Raw genomic sequence first — 18,757 nt, forward strand, 5'->3', positions numbered from 1 at the left:
ATGGGCTATGACATCGAGGAGCCGTACGGGCCGCTGACCGAGACGACGTGCCGGGTGGCGACCTGGAACGTCTGGGACCGCTACGGCCCGTACGAGGAGCGCGAGGCGGCGATCATCGAGGTCCTCCGGGACGCGGCGCCCGACGTGCTCGTCCTGGTGGAGGCGTGGGAGGACGAGGGCGACTCGCTCGCGGCACGCCTCGGTGAGGCGCTCGGCCTCCCGCACGCGGTCTTCGGCGGATCCGGCTCCGGGGCCGCGCCGGGCGCCCGCTCGGGGATCGCGGTCCTGTCGCGCTGGCCGCAGGGGCGGACCGGCGAGCGTCCGCTCGGCGACCCGGCCGGCGGCGACGGCGGTCTCGCGGTGTACGCCGAGGTCCAGGGCCCGCGCGGCGCCGTCCACGTGTTCGGCGTCGCGCTGGGCTACAAGCTCGGGCACAGCGGGCAGCGGCAGGAGCAGGTCCGCGACCTCACCGCCTACGTGCGCGAGACGGCGGGCCGGGACGCGCCGGCGGTCGTCGCGGGCGACTTCAACGCCGGCCCCGACTCCGACGAGATCCGCATGCTCACCGGCCGTGCCGCGGTGGGCGCGCCGGGTGTCGTCTTCTACGACGCGTGGGAGATGGCCGGAGACGGGACGCCCGGTCACACCTGGAGCAACGCCAACCCGTGGACGCGGCCCGTCCTGTGGCCGGACCGCCGTATCGACCACATCTTCGCCGCGTGGCCGCGCGCGGGCGGCGCGGGCCATCCCGTGCACTGCGCGCTGCTGGGCGCCGAACCGGTGAACGGCGTCGTCGCCTCCGACCACTACGGCGTGCTGGCGGACCTGCGCTACTGACCGGCGGTCACTCCGGACGGGTGCTCACGACGGTGTGCTCGCCGGCGGAGCGGAGGGCGGCTTCGATGACCTCCAGGCCCGCGATCGCGTCGTTGAGGGTGACGGGCGGGGGCGCCTCGCCGCGCAGCGCGCGCGCCACCGCCGCGTAGAACTCCTGGTAGGCGCCGGGTGCGGTGGGCTCGGGGCGGTCGTCGCCCGGCGTGCCGAGCCGGCCGTACGACTCGGGCGGCGCGATGCCGTAGCCGGGGTCCTTCGGGGCGAGGCCGGCGCGCAGCGCCTCCTCCTGCCCGTCCATCCCGTGCACCGTGTAGGCGGCGCGGTCGCCGAGCACCCGGAACCGCGGCCCGAGCTGCGCGGCGGTCGCGCTCATCCAGAGGTGCGAGCGGGTCCCGCCGCGGTGCTCGAGCGCAACGAACGCGTCGTCGGGCGCCGCGGCGCCGGGGCGGCGCGTGTCGATCTCGGCGTAGACCCGCTCGGGCCGGCCGAACAGCGCGATCGCCTGGTCGATCAGGTGGGAGCCGAGGTCGTAGAGGATGCCGCCGGCGTCGCGCGGGTCCGCGCTCTCCTTCCAGCCGGGCTTCACCTCGGGCCGCCACCGCTCGAACCGGGACTCCAGGCGCAGCACGTCACCGAGCGCGCCGGAGCCGGCCAGCCGCAGGACGGTCAGGTAGTCGCCGTCCCAGCGCCGGTTGTGGAACGGGATGACCGGCAGCCCCCGGACGGCGCTCAGGGCGGCGAGGGAGCGGGCGTCGGCGGCCGTCGCCGCGGCCGGCTTGTCCACGACGACCGGGAGGCCCGAGGTCAGCGCGGTGCGGGCCAGCGGCACGTGCTGCCGGTTCGGCGCGGCGACCACGACCAGGTCGTAGCCGCCGGAGGCCTCCCACAGCCGGTCGGGGCTGGCGAGGACGCTGGTCCCGGGGTGGCGCTCGGCGACGGCGCGCGCCCGCTCCGGGTTCCCGGTGACGACCGCGGCGAGCCGCATCCCCGGCACCGAGGAGATCAGGGGCGCGTGGAACACCGCGCCCCCGGTGCCGTATCCGATCAGCGCAACTCGCAGGTCCATGCGACGATCATTACCGATGCGGTCCCGGCCGCCGGGCGCCGGGGTCGCGGCCGGGCCGTGCGGGCGGGGACGCGGCGGGCCGGGCCACGTAGGCTTTTGCCCGGGGATGTCATGGGATGAGGGGGACGCGTTGTCCAAACCAGTGCTGCTGACGGTCGACGACGACCCGGGCGTGTCCCGGGCGGTGGCGCGCGACCTGCGCCGCCGGTACGCCGAGACGTACCGGATCGTCCGGGCCGAGTCGGGGCGGCAGGCCCTGGACGCGCTGAGCGAGCTGCGGCTGCGCGGCGACGACACGGCGGTCCTGCTCGCCGACCACCGGATGCCCGAGATGAACGGCGTGGAGTTCCTGGAACGGGCCATGGACCTGTTCCCGTACGCGCGCCGGGTCCTGCTGACCGCCTACGCCGACACCGACGCCGCGATCCGCGCGATCAACGTCGTCGACCTCGACCACTACCTGCTGAAGCCGTGGAACCCGCCGGAGGAGAAGTTCTACCCGGTGATCGACGCGCAGCTGGACGCGTGGCGGCGCACCGACCGGTCCCGGCCCGCCGAGCTGCGGGTCGTCGGGCACCGCTGGTCGGCCCGCTGCTACGAGGTCCGCGACTTCCTGGCCCGCCACCAGGCGCCCTACACCTGGCTGATGGACACCGACCCCGAGGGCGCGGAGCTGATCGCGGCGGCGGGGTCGCCGGAGCTGCCGCTGGTGGTGACGGCGGGCGGGGACACGCTGTGCGCGCCGTCGGACGCGGAGCTGGCGTCGGCGATCGGGCTGCCGAGCAGCCCGTCCACCGGCTTCTACGACCTGATCGTGGTGGGCGGCGGGCCGTCCGGGCTCGGCGCCGCCGTCTACGGGGCGTCCGAGGGGCTGAAGACCGTCGTGGTGGAGCGGCGCGCGCTCGGCGGGCAGGCCGGGCAGAGCTCCCGGATCGAGAACTACCTCGGCTTCCCCGACGGGGTGACCGGCCAGCAGCTCGCCGACCGGGCCCGCCGGCAGGCCGACCGGTTCGGCGCGGAGCTGCTGCAGGCCGGGGAGGTCGTCGGGCTGGAGGCGCGCGGCACGGCGCGGGTGGCGCGGCTCGCCGACGGCTCCGAGATCGCCGCGCACGCCGTCATCCTCGCGAGCGGCGTGTCGTATCGGCGGCTGAACGCCGAGGGCGTGGACGACTTCGTCGGCCGCGGCGTGTACTACGGCGCGGCGCTCACCGAGGCGCCATCCTGCGCCGACGAGGAGGTCGCGGTCGTCGGCGGCGCGAACTCCGCGGGCCAGGCGGCCGTGCACCTGGCCAAGTACGCCAAGAAGGTGCACATCATCGTCCGGGCGGACGGCCTGGAGAAGTCGATGTCGCACTACCTGATCGAGCAGATCGAGCAGACGCCCAACATCGAGGTGCACACCGGCAAGACGGTCTGCGCCGCGGAGGGCGCCGACCGGCTGGAGCGCCTCACGTTCGCGTGGCCGGGCGGCAAGAAGACCATCGACGCGCACTGGCTGTTCGTGTTCATCGGCGCCGAACCGGGCACGGGCTGGCTGGACGGCTTCGTCGAGCGCGACGAGCGCGGGTACGTCGTCACCGGCCCCGACCTGGTCGCCGGCGGGCGCCGCCCGGCCGGGTGGCCGCTCGCCCGCCAGCCGTACCACCTGGAGACCAGCGTTCCCGGCGTGTTCGCGGCGGGCGATGTCCGCTCGGAGTCGATGAAGCGGGTCGCGTCCGCCGTCGGCGACGGCGCGATGGCCGTCGCGCTCGTCCACCGCTACTTGGAGCAGGCATGAGCATCACCGCGTCCCCGGAGGAGCTGCGGTCGCTGTTCCTCTTCGAGGACCTCGACGACCAGAAGCTGGAATGGCTGTCCCTGTGCGGGACGGTCGCGGAGATCCCCGCCGACGGGGTGATCTGCGCGCAGGGCGAACCCGCCGAGTTCCTGTACGTGCTGCTCGACGGCGAGATGGCGATGTCGCAGCTCGTCCGCGACCACACCGTCGAGACCAACCGGACGTCGCGTCCGGGCACCTATGGCGGCGCCGTCCAGGCGTACCTGGACGACCAGATCGAGCAGAAGTACCAGCACACGCTCCGGGCGACGCGGCCGTCGCGGGTGTTCGTGCTGCCGGCCCGCAAGTTCAGCAAGGCCGTCCGCAAGTGGTTCCCGATGGCGACGCATCTGCTGGCCGGGATCTTCTTCGGGATGACGAACCTGCGGCGGGCCGTCGACCAGCGCGAGCGGCTCACCGCGCTCGGCACGATCACCGCGGGGCTCACCCACGAGCTGAACAACCCGGCCGCGGCGGCGGCGCGGGCGAGCGCCGAGCTGGGGGACCGGCTGATCGCGGCGCAGAAGACGCTCGCCGGCCTCGCCGCGCAGGGCGCCGACTGCACGCGGCTGGCGGCGCTCGTGGCGCTGCGGCCCACGCTGCCCGCGGCGCCGAGCACGCGGCGCAGCCCGCTGGAGGTCAGCGACGCCGAGGACGAGCTGGGCGACTGGCTGGACGAGCACGGCGTCGAGGACGCCTGGGACCTGGCGCCCGGCCTGGTCTCCGCCGGGATCGGGGTGGAGCAGGCGGAGGAGGTCGCGCAGGCGGCCGGCGAGCACCTGCCCTCGGCGATCCGGTGGCTGGCGGAGGTGATGGAGGTCGGGCAGCTCCAGGCGGAGATCTCCGAGGCGATGGACCGGATCACCGCGCTGCTGGACTCGGCCCGGCAGTACTCGCAGCTGGACCGGGCCGCCTACCAGCGGGTCGACCTGCGCGAGCTGCTCGACAGCACGCTGACGATGCTCAAGCGCAAGTTCGGGCCGGGCGTGGCGGTGAAGACCGTCTACGATGAGTCCCTGCCGGCGGTGCCGGTGTACGCGGCGGAGCTGAACCAGGTCTGGACGAACCTGATCGTGAACGCGCTGTACGCGATGGAGGGCTCGGGCACGCTCACGATCCGGACGAGCCGCGTGAACGACCAGGCGATGGTGGAGATCGCCGACACCGGGTGCGGCATCCCGGAGGAGAACATCGACCGGATCTTCACGCCGTTCTTCACCACCAAGCCGGTGGGGCAGGGGACGGGGCTCGGGCTCGACATCTCCTGGCGGATCGTCGCGGACCGGCACGGCGGCGACATCAGGGTGGAGTCGCTGCCGGGCGACACCCGCTTCCAGGTGCTGCTGCCGCTGGCGGAGCCGTCGCGCAACGGGGACTGACGGCGCCGTCCTGTCAGTTTCCGGCGGGGTGGCGCGGTCCTTTTCGTCGGTGAGGGACAAGCGCGCGCCGCCGCGTGCGTGATGTGCTGTCCGCACGGGCTCACACCGGGTCGGCCCGGCGGAACCTCCCTCCGCCGGGCCGAGCGCCCTTTCCGAGCGCCCCTCCTCGGTGCCCGGCCGGCCCTGATCCGCGGAGTCAGTACGACTGGAGTTCCAGCAGGTTGCCGGCGGGGTCGCGCAGGTGCGCCGCCCGCAGCCCGGGCCCCCATTCCGGACGGTCCGCGGGCTCCGTCACGGCGGTGCCGCCGAGAGCGCCGAGCGCGGCGGCGGCCTTGTCGACGTCGTCCACCCGGAACACCAGCATCGAGCCGTCCTGGCCGGACGGGGCGGGCAGGTTCGCGGTGCCGGCCGTCTCGGCCATGCGGGCGCGCCCCATCAGGACCAGGACGCACTCGCCCTCGTAGTCCCAGTTGGCGTACTCGGCGTCGGGCAGCAGCTTGACGGGCCGGATGCCGAGCAGCTCGTCGAGCGCCGCGGCGTAGAACCGGGCGCAGGCGCCGAAGTCGTCCACCAGCAGGCGCGGGTAGAGCGCGTCCATGCCGCCTCCAATTCGTGGGTGTGCACCAATGATGGGTGTAACCCTACAATAGGGGCATGGACGACACCGCGGGCCCGCTGCCGCCCCGCCTGCTCGGCATCACCACGTTCGTGCTGGCCCAGGTGGGACGGGCCGGACGCGTCCGGATGGGCCGGCTGATGGACGAGCACGGCCTCGGCCTGTGGCATTTCGCCGTGCTGTCCGCGCTGGACGACGCGTCCCCCGCCTCGCAGCGGGAGCTGGGCGAGCGGCTGCGCATCGACCCGAGCGACCTGGTGGAGGTGGTCGGCCGGCTGGAGGCGGCCGGGTTCGTGCGGCGCGAGCGCGACCCGTCGGACCGGCGCCGCTACGTCGTCGAGCCGACCGCGGAGGGACGCGCGGAGCTGGACGAGATCGGCCGCCGCGCCGCGGCGCTGGACGCCGAGCTGCTGGCCCCGCTGCCCGCCGAGGACAGGGCCGCGTTCGAGCGGATGGCCCGCGTCCTGCTGGCGCACCACGACCCGAGGGCCCGCTGACCCGCCGGGACACGGGCCCCCGGGCATGCGGCGGCCCCGGCGCGAACGGGGGAGCGCCGGGGCCGCCACATGCCCGGGGGGCTAGTCGAACAGGTCGGGCTGCTCGCGGGTGATCTGGTCGTAGAGCGGCTGGTAGTTGATCCAGCCGACGAGGTCGTTGCCGATCTGCTCGTGGGTGAGGACGGCGTTGTCGTGCTCGATCGGCACGACCTGCCCGGCGGCCTTCGCCAGCAGCTGCACCTGGCACGAGCGCTCCATCGTGATGAACCACCACGCGGCCGCATCGACCGTGTCGCCGACGGTGAGCAGGCCGTGGTTGCGCAGGATGACGGCCTTGGACTCGCCGAGGGCGGTGGCGATGCGCTTGCCCTCCTCCAGGTCGGTGACGACGCCGGTGTAGTCGTCGAACAGGCCGTGGTCCTGGTAGAAGGCGCACACGTCCTGAGTGATCGGCTCGAGCTTCTGGCCGAGCGCGGAGATCGCGCGGCCGTGCGTGGAGTGGCTGTGCGCGGCGGCGACGACGTCCGGGCGTGCCTGGTGCACCTGCGAGTGGATCGCGAACGCGGCCTCGTTCACCGGGTAGCGGCCCTCGACGACCTGCCCCTGGTGGTTGACGAGGATCAGGTCGCTGACCTTGATGTGCTTGAAGGACATCCCGAACGGGTTGACCCAGAAGTGGTCGGTGCGCTCGGGGTCGCGGGCGGTGATGTGCCCGGCGACGCCCTCCTCGAAGCCGAACTTGCCGAAGATCCGCAGCGCGGCCGCCAGCCGCTCCTTGCGGTGCCGGCGCTCGTCCTCCACGTTCTCGAAGGTGGGCGGCAGCCGGAAGATCAGGTCGGTGGGCAGCTTCTCCAGGAACTGCTCGTCGTCGGACATCGGCGAACTCCTCGGGCTCGTTGGACACCGCTGGGCACTACCGCCAGCGAACACCAGGCGGCGGGCGGCCCGCTAGGGGAGGCGGCCCAAGCGCCGCCCGGCTCGTTGTCCGTACGGGACAACGGCGGTGGACAATGGCGGTGTGGAGTCCAGCGAGGACGACCGGTTCCTGCGGTTGGTGAGCGAGCGCGGCGACGACCCGCGGCTGCTGGAGGGCGCGGTGCGCGCGGCGCGCGGCCGGTCGGAGATGGTCGCCGCGCTGCCCGAGGAGGAGACGCGGCGGCACACCCGCGCGCTGCTGCGCGGCGTGCTCACCGCGCTGGTGGACGGCGCCCCCGGCGAGGACGTGCTGCGCGCCGCGGAGCGGCTCGGCTCGGACCGGGCCCGGCAGGGCGTGCCGGTCGCGGCGTTCCTGGACGGGTTCCAGGCGGGCCGCGCCCACCTCGTCCGCACGCTCATCGAGGACGGCCGCCGCCAGGGCGTGCCCGACGCGCTGCTCCTGGACGGCGTCAGCCGCATCGACGAGATCAACACCGCGCTCGTCCACCGGATGGTGCACGCGCACCGGGTCGCCGAGCTGGAGATGGCCCGGACCACGCGGGAGGGCCGCGTCCAGATGCTGCGGCAGCTCCTGCACGGCGAGGCCGTCCCCGTCCTCGCGCCGCTCGATCCGGACGCCGAGTACCACTGCGTCGTCTCCGACGTCAGCGACCCGGCGGTCGCGGCGGGCCTGGAAGCGCGCCTGGTCGCGGCCGGTCCGGGGTTGTGCGGGCTGGTGGACGGGCGGTTCGCCGCGCTGGTGGCGCGGCTGCCCGCGCCCGTCCGGACCGGGCCGCTGCTCGTCGCGGCGCCGCCCGCACGGCCCGGCGGCGTCGCACCGCTGTACGAGCTGGGCCGCCGCGCCCTGCGCGCCGGCGCCGCGGCGGGGCTGGCCGGGCTGCGGGAGCTGGCCGGGCTCGCGCTGCTCACCGTCACCCAGGCGGAGCCCGACCTCGGCGGTCTTCTCGCGGACGGTCTTCTCGGGGCGCTCGACCGCGGCGACCCGTTCCACCGGGAGCTCGCCGAGACCGCGCTCGCCTACCTCGACCACGGCGGCCGGATCGAGCCGACCGCCGCAGCGCTGCACGTCCACGGCAACACCGTGAAGTACCGGATGCGGCGGTTCCAGGAGCTGACCGGCCGCGCGCTGCTCGACCCGTCCAGTGGCGCGGCGGTGGAGCGGACGGCGCACTGGTGGTGGGCGCTGCGCCGGTGGCTCGCGGCGGCCCGCGCGTGACCGGACGTCCGAGCCGGGTGATGGGATGGGAGCGCCGCCCCGGCCCGGGGCGTCCCGGAACGAGAACGGGGGAGCAGTGACCGCACCGCGGATCAGCACGGTGATGTGGCCGATGCAGTCGTGGCCCGAGGCGGGCGAGCTGTGGCGGCGCGCCGAGGAGCTCGGGTTCCACCACGCCTGGGTGTACGACCACCTGGCCTGGCGCGGGACTACGCCCTGGTACGACGCGTACGCCACGATGGCCGCCGCGGCCGCCGTCACCGCGCGGGTCCGGCTCGGCACGCTGGTCACCTCGCCGAACTTCCGGCACCCGGTGCCGACCGCGCACGCGATCAAGACGATCGACCACGTCAGCGGCGGCCGGCTCACCATCGGGATCGGCGCGGGCGGGACGCGCCGGCAGTCCGACGCGGGCGTCCTCGGCGGCGGCGACTGGACGCCCCGCGAGCGCGCCGACCGGTTCGCCGACTGGGTCGACCTCCTCGACCGGGTGCTGCGCGGCCCCGAGACCACCCACGAGGGCGCCTTCTACACCGCGCGGGACGTGGTGTCGGACCCCGGCTGCGTGCAGCGGCCCCGCGTCCCGTTCGTCATCGCCGGCGACGGGCCGCGCGGCATGCGGCTCGCCGCCCGGTACGGCTCCGGCTGGGTGACCAGCGGCCACGCCGACGGCCGCAAGCCGCAGGACGTGGTCCGCGAGCGGCTGGCGGCGCTCGCGGAGGCGTGCGAGGCCGAGGGCCGCGACGTGGAGGAGAAGATCCTGCTGACCGGGTTCAGCGACGAGCCGTGGCTGGAGTCGGCCGGCGCGTTCGCCGACCTCGCGGGCCGGTACGCCGAGCTCGGCATCACCGAGATCGCCCTGCACTGGCCGCGCCCCGGCACCCCGTGGGAGGCCGACATGAAGGTGTTCGAGGCCGCCGCCGCGGAGGGCGCCCGCTGAGCCCGGGGGCCCCGGTCCGGCCGCGGCGCGCCCGGCTAGACTGCGCCGATGCCGTACGTCCTGCTGGCCTTCGCGATCGCCTTCGAGGTCACCGCCACGCTGGCGATGCGCGCCTCGGAGGGGATGAGCAAGCTCGGGCCGTCCGTCCTGGTGGTCGCCGGATACCTGATCTCGTTCGTGTTCATGGCGAAGGCGCTCACCTCCCTGAACGTCGGGCCGGTCTACGCGATCTGGTCCGCGCTCGGCACCATCGGGGCGTTCGCCGGCGGCGTCGTGCTGTTCGGCGAGCAGATCAAGCCGGCCACGATCGCGGGCGCGGTGATCATCGTCCTCGGCGTCATCGTGATGAACCTCGGCGGCGGGGTGAGCCGGGGCTAGGCGGGCTCGACCGCGGTGGTGGTCCGCTGCTGCTCCAGCAGGCCGCCGAGCAGCTGCGACGGCGTGCAGCCCGCCATCGCGCGGAACTCCCGGTTCAGGTGCGCCTGGTCGTAGTAGCCGCAGACCGCGGCGGCCTCGGCGAGCCCGAGGCCGCCGCGCGACAGCAGCCCGACGGCCCGCTGGAAGCGCAGCACCCGGCCCATCACCTTGGGCGGCAGCCCGGCCTGCTCGGTGAACCGCTGGGTGAGGTGCCGGCGGCTCCACCCCACGTCCGCTGCGAGCCGCGCGACCCCGACGGCGCCGCCGCTGCCGTCCAGCAGCCGCCACGCCCGCGCGACCTCCGCGTCCGGGACCGGCCCGATCTCCAGCCGGCGCAGCAGGAACGCGTCCAGCAGGTCGAACCGGGCCGCCCACGACGGCGTCCCGGCGAGCCGCTCGACGAGCGCCGCGGCGCCCGGCCCGAGCAGGTCGGGCAGCTCGACGGCCGCGTTGGTGAGCCGGGCCATCGGCACGCCGAGCAGCGTGTACGCGCCGAGCGGGGTGATGTCGAGCTGGACGCCGTGCTGCCCGCCCGGCGTCGTGTACTCACCGTGGCCGTCGTGCATGCCCGCGACGAACGACCCGTACTCGGTGCCGGGGGAGGCGGGTGTCACCAGCCGCATCGGCGGTCCGAGGTTCACGATGACGACGGCGCAGCGGGTCGGCAGCGTCCGCATCCGGAACGGCACCGCCTCCGGCTCCCAATAGCCCTGGTAGGTGCGCAGGAACGGGCGCAGCGCGCGATGCGGGCGCCCGGTCGCCTCCAGCCAGCCTCCCCGGTCGCGGACCTCGACCGGCCTGTCCTCCATGCCCCCACTACTACCACCGGCCGCCGACATCGCGCCGCCGCCGGCCGGGTTCACTCGTACATCTGCCCGCACACCGCGATCCGCGCGAGGTCGCCCCAGGTCATCGTGGTGATCTCGCGGACGTAGGAGCGGGCGGGCGGCTCCCCGGCCCGGGGCGGCACCGGCACCCGCGCGCCGTCCGCCGCGTCCCAGCCGCCGAGGCTCCCGGCGACCGCGCACTCCAGGTACGTCGCCGGGTCGAAGTTGTACCAGCGGGCCGGGGTGGCGCGGGCGCCCGAGCCGGGCGGGCGGGGCGCGTCGACGCCGAACCGGGCCTGCGGTCCCGGCGGGCTGGCGAGGAACTCCTCCAGGTCGGCGAGCTGGGACAGCACGACCCGCTCCCAGTCGGCGTACCCGTCCGGCTCGTCGCCGGGCAGCGACAGGTCCTTGGCGCTCCACGCCGGGTCGAAGGCGGCGGGCGGCGTGGTGGACGCGGCGGCGAACATCGCCGCGACATCGTCGGGCTCCAGGCGCTCGTTGTCGCGCAGCGGAGCCGACACCTTCCACAGCGCGCGCAGGAACGCCGACAGCGACCAGGACGCGGCGCGGGCCTCCTGGCCGAGCTGCAGGAAGATCAGATACAGCTCGCGGTTGGTCCGGACGGCCGGGCCGGGCGGCCCCTCGACCCAGTAGATCTGCCGGTGCGGGACGCCGCTCTCCAGGGCCAGGACCTGCGCGAGCGCGGAGACCCGCGAGTCGTGCGCGGCCACATGGAAGCTGTTGCCGAGATCGTCCTGGCGGACGACGTCCCAGGTCTGCATCCGGCTCCTCCACGTCGGCGGTGCGGTGGTCCCCACGGGTCTCGCTCAGAAAGTGTGCCATTACGGCACCGGACCGCCAGTAGTGGTGATGTCACTTTCCGGACTCGAAGTCGTGACTTTCCGCACATGTCGCTGCGGAGGGCGGAGCGGGCGCGAGGGGACCCGCGGCCCCCTCGCGCCGGGCCCTCAGTGCTTCGAGCGGTGGATCACCTGCATCTCGGTGAACCCGTACAGGCCCCACGGGCCGTTTTCGACGCCGACGCCGCTCCACTTGAAGCCGCCGAACGGCTGGTGCGGCGCGAGCGCGAGGTGGGTGTTCACCCAGGCGGTGCCGCACTCCAGCCGCCCCGCGACGTCCGCGGCCCGGTCGGCGTCGGCGCTCCACACCGAGCCGGACAGCCCGAAGTGGGTGCCGTTCGCGCGGGCGAGCGCCTCGTCCAGGTCCGTGTACTTGATGATCGGCAGCGCGGGGCCGAACTGCTCCTCGTCCACGATCCGGGCGCCGTCGGCGATGTCGGCGAGGATCGTCGGCTCGAAGAAGTAGCCGGGGCCGTCGATCGGCCTGCCGCCCGCGGCCGCGCGGGCCCCGCCGGCGAGCGCGTCCGCGACCAGCTCGCTGACCCGCTCGTACTGCGGCCTGTTGTTGATCGGCCCGTACTGGACGCCCTCCTCCAGGCCGTTGCCGACCTTGGCGGCCTTCGCCTGCTCGGCCAGCGCGTCGACGACGTCGCCGTACAGCGCCTCCGGCACGTACACGCGCTTGATCGCCGAGCAGACCTGGCCGTTGTTCTGGAAGGCGCCGCCGAACAGCTTCGGCGCGACCGCCGCCGGGTCGGCGTCGTCCAGCAGGATCGCCGGGTCGTTGCCGCCGAGCTCCAGCGTCACCCGCTTCAGGTCCGGCGCGGCGGCCGCGGCGACCCGCTTGCCGGTGGCCACGCTGCCGGTGAAGCTGATCTTGCGGGGCACCTCGTGCCCGGTCATCCAGGCGCCCAGCTCGTCGCCGCCGGTGACCACGTTGAGCACGCCGGGCGGCAGCACCTCGCGCAGCACCTCGCCGAGCTTCAGGCTGGACAGCGGCGTGAACGGGGACGGCTTGAGCACCATCGTGTTCCCGGCCAGCAGCGCGGGCGCGATCTTCCAGACCGCCAGCAGCAGCGGGTAGTTCCACGGGGTGATCGCCGCGACGACGCCCATCGGGCGGCGGACGACCTCGACCACGGCGTTGTCGTCGTCCTGGATGACCTCGCGCGGCAGGTCCAGCTCGGCGAAGTACTTCAGCCACACGCCGGCGCCGACGACCTCCATGGTCCCGTCGGCGAGCGGCTTGCCCTGCTCCAGCGTCAGGATGCGGCCGATCTCCTCGGACCGGGCGAACAGCACGTCGGCCGCGGCCAGCAGCGCCTTGCGCCGGGCGGACTCGTCGCGCCGCCACTCGGCGTAGGCGGCCTGCGCGGCGGCCATCGCCGCGTCCAGCTGGTCGCGGGAGGCGTCCGGCGCGCGTTCGGCCACCTCGCCGGTCGCCGGGTTGATCACTCCGAAGGTGGCGGGCGCGTCCACCGCCGCGCCGTCGATCGTCATCGCGAAGTTCTCGGACACGTTGCTCCTCCGCTCGGGGGGCCGGCTAACCGAATGACGTTCAGTATTCACCCTGGGGCGCCCTCTTGACGAGCGCTCCCCGTGGCGGATGATCAGCTCATGCGATCACGTCTCACCGCGGTGTTCGCCCTCGCCCTCGTCCTCGCCGCATCCGGCGGGGCGCCGGCGGCCGCCGCCACCCGCGCGACCCCGTCCGGCCGAGCGCCCGGGCTGGACGACCCCCACCCGTGCGCCGACCAGCCGGGCTACACCTGCTCGACGCTGACCGTCCCGCTCGACCACCGGCATCCCTCGAAGGGGACGCTCAAGCTCCAGGTGGCCACCGGGGACAACGTCCGCGCGCCCAAGGGCGTCCTGCTCTTCCTGACCGGCGGGCCCGGCCAGCCCGGCGTGCCCTTCATCTCCCGCATGGCCGAGCAGCGGCTCCCCGAACTGGCGAAGAACTACCGGTTCGTCACCATCGACCAGCGCGGCACCGGCCAGTACGGCGCCATCGACTGCCCGAAGCTCCAGGCCGAGGTCGGCAGCAGCGACATCGAGCCGCCGACACCGGACGCCGTCAACGAATGCGCCGCCGTCCTCGGCGACAGCCGCAGCTACTACACCACCGAGCAGACCGTCGGCGACCTCGACCTGCTGCGCCGCGCGCTCGGCGTCCGCAAGATGGTCCTGGACGGCGTCTCCTACGGCACCATGACCGCCGCCAGCTATGCCGTCGCCCACCCGCACAACGTGGACAAGGTCGTCCTCGACTCGGTGCTCCCGCACGTCGACCCGCAGGACGACGACATGCTGTACCTCACCGGCCTGCGTGCCACCGCGCGCGTGCTGCGCGACGCCTGCCGGACCGCGCCCGCCTGCGGGTTCGACCCCGCGCAGGACCTCGCCTGGCTCGCCCGCCACCGCTCCGACCACGTCCTCATCTGGGACATGCTCGTCAGCTACGAGTTCCTCGACCCCACCTACCGGAACCCCGACCCGGGCGGCATCCCGGCCGGCTCCGGCGACGTCGTCACCGCGTTCCACCAGGCAAGGCACGGCGACCCCGCCCGGCTGGACGCGCTGCTGCGGCTGATGGACTCCGGCGGCGACCCGGTCGCCGGCTACAGCTCCGGCCTCCACATCGCCACCATCTGCGGCGACGGCCACTTCCCGTGGGGCACCTCCGAGGCGCCGGTCGCCGGACGCGAGGCCGCCCTGCAGCGCGTCCGCCGGACCCTGCCCGTCTCCGCCACCTGGCCGTTCACCGCGGACACCGCCATCGGCAACGGGTTCGTCCAGGAGTGCCTGCACTGGCCGTGGGCCCGGCACACCGCCGAGCCCCGCCGGGACGGGCTCCCCGCCGTCCCGATCCTGCTCCTGAACGGCGACCACGACCTGTCGACGCCGCTCGAATGGGCGCGCGAGGAGCTCCGCCGCGCCCCGCTCGGCCGGCTCGTCGTGGTGAAGGGGGCCTCCCACTCCATCCAGAACCGCGAGCGGGGCACGCAGGGCCGCGAAGCCGTCTACACCTTCCTCAACGGCTGACCCAAGGCGCCGGCCAGTGTCCCCGGCGGGACACTGACCGGCGCCCTCCGTTCAGCCGGCGAAGATACGGTCCAGCAGGTCGCGGTACCCGCGCAGCGCGAGGCGGAGCCGCTCGGTGTCCGGGGCGTCGTGCGCGGCCGTCTCCTCGGAGAGGGTGCGGCGGTGCGCCGCGACCGATCGGCTCAGCGCCTCGACCGCCTCGACGGCGAGCGCGTCGGCCGCGCGGACGGACTCGGCGGGGTCGTCGACGAAGCCGGACTGCACCTCGCGCCAGCGCTCCCGGAACCGCTCGGCCTCGGCCGGGTCGAAAAGCCGCTCCGGGACGCCGCCGAGGCCGGCGGCCGTGGGCCGCAGCCCGGGCCGGGCCCCGCCGGGGCCGGGGCTGGGGAAGCCGGTGGCCACCTCGTCCTCGGCCAGCCCGGCGGGCGGGATCGGGTCGGGCGAGGTGTCCTCGGCGGGCTCGGCCGCCGCCTGCGCCGGCGGCGGGCCGGCGACGTGCAGGTCGCCGGGCACGCCCGGGTCGGAGGTTCCGGCGGCGCGGGCCCGCTCGTCCGCGTCCGTGCCGCCGGCGGGGGGCGCCGCCTGCTCGGGTCGGCTGTGCTGCATCGGCGCTCAGCTCCTCGCGGTCCGCTCGTCGTCGAGGTCGTCGTCCCGGTCGCCGGCGCGCGGGCCGGGGACCCGGACGTCCGCGTCGGGGGCGGTGCGCTGCTCGGGCACCGACAGCAGGTCCTCGAAGAGGGCGCGGTAGTGCACCATGGCCTGCCGCAGTTCCTCGGTGGAGGCCTGCCCGCCGGCGGCGCGCTCGCCGATGTCGCGGCCGCGCCGGTAGTGGTCGAGGGTGCGGCCGTGCTCCACCGACAGGTGCGCGGCCTTCTCCTCGAACCCGGTGGTGGGGTAGCCGCGCTCGCCCATCACGACGCCGACCAGGCGGTCGGCCTGCTCCACCGCGGACTCGGGGGCGTCGACGAAGCGCTCCTGGACGCGCACCCACTGCTCGCGGTACTGCTCGCGGCGCCGCGGGTCCAGGTCGTGCAGCTCCAGCTCGCGGTGGCGCCGCTCGCGGTCGAGCAGCTCCCGCTCGGCGGCGGCGCGGCCGCCCCGCTGCCGGACGACCCGGTCGTACTCGGGGCCGAAGCGCCTCTTCAGCCGATGCGTCCGCGCCCGCGTCCAGGCGAGGAACGCGAGCGCGGCGACGGCGGCGACGATGATCACGGCGATGACGACCATCACTGCGGTCGACATTGTCTGTCCTCCAACGTGCGTCGGATCGAATGGAGCGCCGATGCCCGGACAGACGCGGTCGAAACAGTCCTAAAGGAGAAACCCTCCTAAGGGGTGCGGGGGCCTTGCGCGGAGAAGACGCAGACCAGGTGCCCGACCCGGCGCCGGCCCGTCAGGCCCGCCTGCTCCAGCAGCACCAGTCCCCGCAGGTCGCGGGGGCGGGCGCACGCGACGACGACCCCGGCCCGCCGCACCGCGTCCCGCACGTCGGCGGGCTGCGGCTTCCATCCGCCCGGCCGCCGCACCGCCGCGGTCAGCACGCGCCGGTCGTCGACGAACCGGGCCGGAACCGGCAGGTTCCGGAGGTAGTGGGTGTTGGGGTCGGCCGCGTGCACGCGCGCCGTGAGCAGCGGCACCGCCCGCATGTAGCCCGCCGGCATCACCACCACGCCGCCGGTCCGGGCCAGCTCGACCACCGCGTGCGCCGTCCCGACCTGCGCGGCGGGCAGCTTCCAGGACGGGCGGGACGCGACGATCGAGCCGTCCTTCGCCGACCAGACCGGGGTCCCGCCCGCGATCATCGCGACCGCCAGGGCGGCGGCCGGGAGCGCCGCGGCGAGCACGCCGAGCGCCGCCGCGCCGCCGGCGCGCGCCCCGGCGGGCAGGGGGATCCGCACGGTCGCGAGCAGGCCGATCAGCACGGGCGCGGGCACGATCCACATCGTCCGCCACAGCACCTGGCCCGCGCCCGTCGCGTCCGCCGCGAGGTGCAGGACGCCCGGCAGCAGGAGCAGGCTGATCACCGCGGCGATGCCGGCGCCGATGAGCGCGGGGACGCCGCGCCGCGCCGTCCACGGCGCCAGCCACAGCGCGCAGCCCGCGAGCACGCCCGGCACGGAGTACAGCAGGACCCACCGGAAGTCGTCGGAGGCGTCGCCGACGAACCCGGTGACGCTGGTGTCGTGGTGCTGGAGCGCCACCACCAGGCCCGCCGCGAGGGGATAGACCGGCGCGACGCAGGCGCCCAGCCCGGTCCGGACCCGGCCGGAGGCGATCAGCGGGACCGCCGCGGCGCCGGCGGCCAGCGGCAGGACGAACGCGGCCGAGGAGGTCAGCCCGGTCGCCGCGACCCCGCAGGCGGCGAGCATCACCAGGTCGCCGCGCCGGCGCCGTTCCGCCCACCGGGTGAGGTGGACGTACAGCAGCGGGACGAGCGCCGACACCATCACGGCCTTGCCCTGCCACATCCGCAGCAGGTGGAACGAGCCGAGCGACGCGGGGCCGAGCCCGGACCACAGCAGGTACACCGCCGCGACCGCGAAGCACGCGGCGGCGCGGCGCGGCGCCCAGGCGCGGCACAGCCGCCACGCGGCCAGCACCGCGATGAAGGTCACGACCGGCAGCAGCACGAAGTAGACGAAGGACGCCGCCGGGACGCCGGCGATCCGCGCGAGCGCCCCGGCGAGGACCTCGATCGAGGAGACGGGCGGCTCGCCCGCGACGGGCCCGGTCTTCCCCGAGGTGAAGATGACGTCCTCGAACGGGATGCGGCCGAGCGCGGCCGTCGCGACCGACCGGGAGACGAAGTAGGCGTCGTCGCCGTCGGAGTTGACGACGAACAGCGAGGCGGCCGAGAATCCGGCGGCGGTGGCGAGCGCGAGCGGCGTCCCCCACCGGCTCGTCCGGGGTTCGGCGGGTTCGTCCGCGCCGGGCTCGCGCGCGTCCGGCCCGTTCCCGTCGGGCTCGTCCGCGCCGGGCTCGTCCTGGCCGCGTTCGCGGACGGGTGGCGCGGGGGCCCGGCGGAGCAGCAGGCAGGCGGCGGACGCGGCGACGGAGACCAGGCCGAACACCCACGCGCCCCACCACGGGGTCCCGGACGTGTGCAGGCCCGCGCAAGCGCCCGCCGCGATCCCCGCCACGACGGCCACCAAAGCGAGGGCGCGCGGGGGAGAGGGGGACCGCGGCGCGGGCGGCTCCGGCCACAGCGGCCGCCCGCCCCGGCCGTTCCGCCGCCGGTGCAGCGCCCACACGGCCGCTATCGCCGCGGACACGGCGGCCCAGCAGGCGAGCAGCGCCCAGGTCGGCGGCCGCAGCACCAGGCCGGCGTGGTAGACGACCGTCCACACCGCGAACAGCAGGACGGCGGCGTCGACCGCCCGGTCCACGCCGCGTTCCGCGCGGCCCGGTGCCGGTGCCGGTGCCGTGCGGCCGGGCCCGCGGACGGCGGGCCCCCTTGACTTGATCATGCGTCCCCCGAGAGCGATGGCTTGCCGGCCTTTGCCTCTTACTTGTCCGCACGGGCGCGATCGCTTCTCGCGCCCGCGGGCTTGATCTTGTTGCGTAGGACGCCCGGCCGTCTGGGCCGGTTGGCCGCGGGCGGCCGATTGCTGGAGGTTCGCTGAAGGGAAGCTGGACGACTCGCCGGTCATCGTCCGTCGAGGGGCAATAAGTCCGGATTTACTGCGCCGTGCACGGTGCACGTGTTCTGATGGACCGGTACCGGAAGGGCGCGCGTTCGATGGGATGTGATGCGCGGTGCGCCACGCGTTCGGCTTCGTCCTCGGCGTCCTGCTGACCCCCGCGCTGGCGTACGGCGCCGCCTGGGGCTTCGTGCAGGGCGGCCAGTCCTTCGACGGGACCGGGCAGGAGATCACCGACCGCACCCGCATCTACGGTGCCTTCGCGCTGCTCGCCGCCGTCGGCCTGGTGATGGGCGTGATCATCGTGGCCCGCTGGGCGTCGCCGCTCGTCTCGCTCGTGCCCGCGCTCGCGCTGCTCGGCTTCTCGGTCGCGTTCCTCCTCGACCCGGGCCGCGTCCTGGACCTGCCGTCCAAGGTGCCGCCGTCGGGCGACATGGACGAGGGGCTGCGCACGCTGCTCGGCTCCGGCGTCTACGCGATGATGGGCTTCGCGCTGCTGATGCCGACCTGGGCGCCGCGCCGCTGGGGCTCCGGCCGCCGCGACGACGAGGCCGCCGACGTGGACTTCTACTCCGCCGCGGGCCGCTGACACCGCCCGCGCCGGCGGGGCGGCCCACCTGCGGGGTCGTCCGCAAGAGAAGCGGGCCGGACCCCCGAGGGAGATCCG

At 74.9% G+C, this 18,757-nt stretch carries 18 protein-coding genes; 9 read left to right on the plus strand and 9 right to left on the minus strand.

What is annotated here, in order from left to right; translation table 11 throughout:
• On the plus strand, window positions 1-837 hold the full coding sequence (locus J4709_RS41475; protein WP_208250314.1) for an endonuclease/exonuclease/phosphatase family protein: 837 nt from the start codon (window positions 1-3) through the stop codon (window positions 835-837).
• A 7-nt stretch (window positions 838-844) separates the two neighbouring features.
• Here J4709_RS41475 and J4709_RS41480 read toward each other — a convergent pair whose 3' ends face one another.
• Window positions 845-1,900 (minus strand): Gfo/Idh/MocA family oxidoreductase, encoded by a 1,056-nt coding sequence (locus tag J4709_RS41480; RefSeq protein ID WP_208250324.1) that lies wholly within the window; start codon window positions 1,898-1,900, stop codon window positions 845-847.
• Window positions 1,901-2,030: 130 nt separating this feature from the next.
• Here J4709_RS41480 and J4709_RS41485 point away from each other — a divergent pair, with 130 nt between their 5' ends.
• Window positions 2,031-3,677 (plus strand): NAD(P)/FAD-dependent oxidoreductase, encoded by a 1,647-nt coding sequence (locus J4709_RS41485; RefSeq protein WP_232384850.1) that lies wholly within the window; start codon window positions 2,031-2,033, stop codon window positions 3,675-3,677.
• Entirely contained in the window at window positions 3,674-5,095 is a 1,422-nt protein-coding gene (locus tag J4709_RS41490; protein ID WP_208250334.1) for an ATP-binding protein, read from the plus strand. The genes J4709_RS41485 and J4709_RS41490 overlap by 4 nt, the downstream gene beginning before the upstream one ends.
• 196 nt (window positions 5,096-5,291) lie before the next feature.
• On the opposite strand, the gene J4709_RS41495 is transcribed toward J4709_RS41490, so the two are convergent.
• Window positions 5,292-5,693, minus strand: coding sequence for a VOC family protein (locus tag J4709_RS41495; RefSeq protein ID WP_208250336.1), 402 nt, complete (start codon window positions 5,691-5,693; stop codon window positions 5,292-5,294).
• 56 nt (window positions 5,694-5,749) lie between these two features.
• Here J4709_RS41495 and J4709_RS41500 point away from each other — a divergent pair, with 56 nt between their 5' ends.
• Window positions 5,750-6,208, plus strand: coding sequence for a MarR family winged helix-turn-helix transcriptional regulator (locus J4709_RS41500; protein WP_208250339.1), 459 nt, complete (start codon window positions 5,750-5,752; stop codon window positions 6,206-6,208).
• A gap of 81 nt (window positions 6,209-6,289) precedes the next feature.
• Here the strand turns inward: J4709_RS41500 and J4709_RS41505 are convergent, their stop codons facing one another.
• The gene (locus J4709_RS41505; protein WP_208250341.1) at window positions 6,290-7,084 is read right to left on the minus strand and encodes a class II aldolase/adducin family protein; all 795 of its coding nucleotides are present in this window, start codon (window positions 7,082-7,084) and stop codon (window positions 6,290-6,292) included.
• Window positions 7,085-7,226: 142 nt separating this feature from the next.
• Here J4709_RS41505 and J4709_RS41510 point away from each other — a divergent pair, with 142 nt between their 5' ends.
• From J4709_RS41510 to J4709_RS41520, 3 genes are all read left to right on the plus strand, one after another.
• Window positions 7,227-8,360: a helix-turn-helix domain-containing protein gene (locus J4709_RS41510; RefSeq protein ID WP_307802014.1), complete on the plus strand. Its 1,134-nt coding sequence runs from the start codon at window positions 7,227-7,229 to the stop codon at window positions 8,358-8,360.
• Window positions 8,361-8,436: 76 nt separating this feature from the next.
• Complete coding sequence (locus J4709_RS41515) at window positions 8,437-9,300, plus strand: LLM class flavin-dependent oxidoreductase (RefSeq protein WP_208250343.1); 864 nt, start codon at window positions 8,437-8,439, stop codon at window positions 9,298-9,300.
• A 48-nt stretch (window positions 9,301-9,348) separates the two neighbouring features.
• Window positions 9,349-9,678: a DMT family transporter gene (locus J4709_RS41520; protein WP_208250346.1), complete on the plus strand. Its 330-nt coding sequence runs from the start codon at window positions 9,349-9,351 to the stop codon at window positions 9,676-9,678.
• Here J4709_RS41520 and J4709_RS41525 read toward each other — a convergent pair.
• The 3 genes from J4709_RS41525 to J4709_RS41535 all read right to left on the minus strand — a co-directional run bounded on the left by J4709_RS41525 (window position 9,675) and on the right by J4709_RS41535 (window position 12,922).
• Window positions 9,675-10,526, minus strand: a complete 852-nt coding sequence (locus J4709_RS41525) for a helix-turn-helix domain-containing protein (RefSeq protein WP_208250347.1) — start codon at window positions 10,524-10,526, stop codon at window positions 9,675-9,677. The two genes, J4709_RS41520 and J4709_RS41525, sit on opposite strands and share 4 nt — an antisense overlap.
• Window positions 10,527-10,576: 50 nt before the next feature.
• Window positions 10,577-11,326 (minus strand): hypothetical protein, encoded by a 750-nt coding sequence (locus J4709_RS41530; protein ID WP_208250349.1) that lies wholly within the window; start codon window positions 11,324-11,326, stop codon window positions 10,577-10,579.
• Window positions 11,327-11,512: 186 nt separating this feature from the next.
• On the minus strand, window positions 11,513-12,922 hold the full coding sequence (locus J4709_RS41535) for an aldehyde dehydrogenase family protein (RefSeq protein ID WP_307802015.1): 1,410 nt from the start codon (window positions 12,920-12,922) through the stop codon (window positions 11,513-11,515).
• A gap of 99 nt (window positions 12,923-13,021) precedes the next feature.
• On the opposite strand from J4709_RS41535, the gene J4709_RS41540 reads away from it, so the two are divergent.
• On the plus strand, window positions 13,022-14,449 hold the full coding sequence (locus J4709_RS41540) for an alpha/beta hydrolase (protein ID WP_208250357.1): 1,428 nt from the start codon (window positions 13,022-13,024) through the stop codon (window positions 14,447-14,449).
• A gap of 51 nt (window positions 14,450-14,500) precedes the next feature.
• Here J4709_RS41540 and J4709_RS41545 read toward each other — a convergent pair whose 3' ends face one another.
• The 3 genes from J4709_RS41545 to J4709_RS41555 all read right to left on the minus strand — a co-directional run bounded on the left by J4709_RS41545 (window position 14,501) and on the right by J4709_RS41555 (window position 17,835).
• Window positions 14,501-15,055: a hypothetical protein gene (locus J4709_RS41545; RefSeq protein WP_208250358.1), complete on the minus strand. Its 555-nt coding sequence runs from the start codon at window positions 15,053-15,055 to the stop codon at window positions 14,501-14,503.
• Between the two features lie 6 nt (window positions 15,056-15,061).
• The gene (locus tag J4709_RS41550; RefSeq protein ID WP_208250359.1) at window positions 15,062-15,691 is read right to left on the minus strand and encodes a hypothetical protein; all 630 of its coding nucleotides are present in this window, start codon (window positions 15,689-15,691) and stop codon (window positions 15,062-15,064) included.
• Window positions 15,692-15,777: 86 nt separating this feature from the next.
• On the minus strand, window positions 15,778-17,835 hold the full coding sequence (locus J4709_RS41555; RefSeq protein WP_208250360.1) for a DUF6077 domain-containing protein: 2,058 nt from the start codon (window positions 17,833-17,835) through the stop codon (window positions 15,778-15,780).
• A 370-nt stretch (window positions 17,836-18,205) separates the two neighbouring features.
• Between J4709_RS41555 and J4709_RS41560 the strand changes: the two genes are divergently transcribed.
• Window positions 18,206-18,679: a hypothetical protein gene (locus J4709_RS41560; protein ID WP_208250361.1), complete on the plus strand. Its 474-nt coding sequence runs from the start codon at window positions 18,206-18,208 to the stop codon at window positions 18,677-18,679.
• The last annotated feature ends 78 nt before the right edge of the window (window positions 18,680-18,757 follow it).

It is taken from the genome of Actinomadura violacea (assembly GCF_017573465.1).
In the GTDB taxonomy this organism is placed as follows: Bacteria; Actinomycetota; Actinomycetes; order Streptosporangiales; family Streptosporangiaceae; genus Spirillospora; species Spirillospora violacea.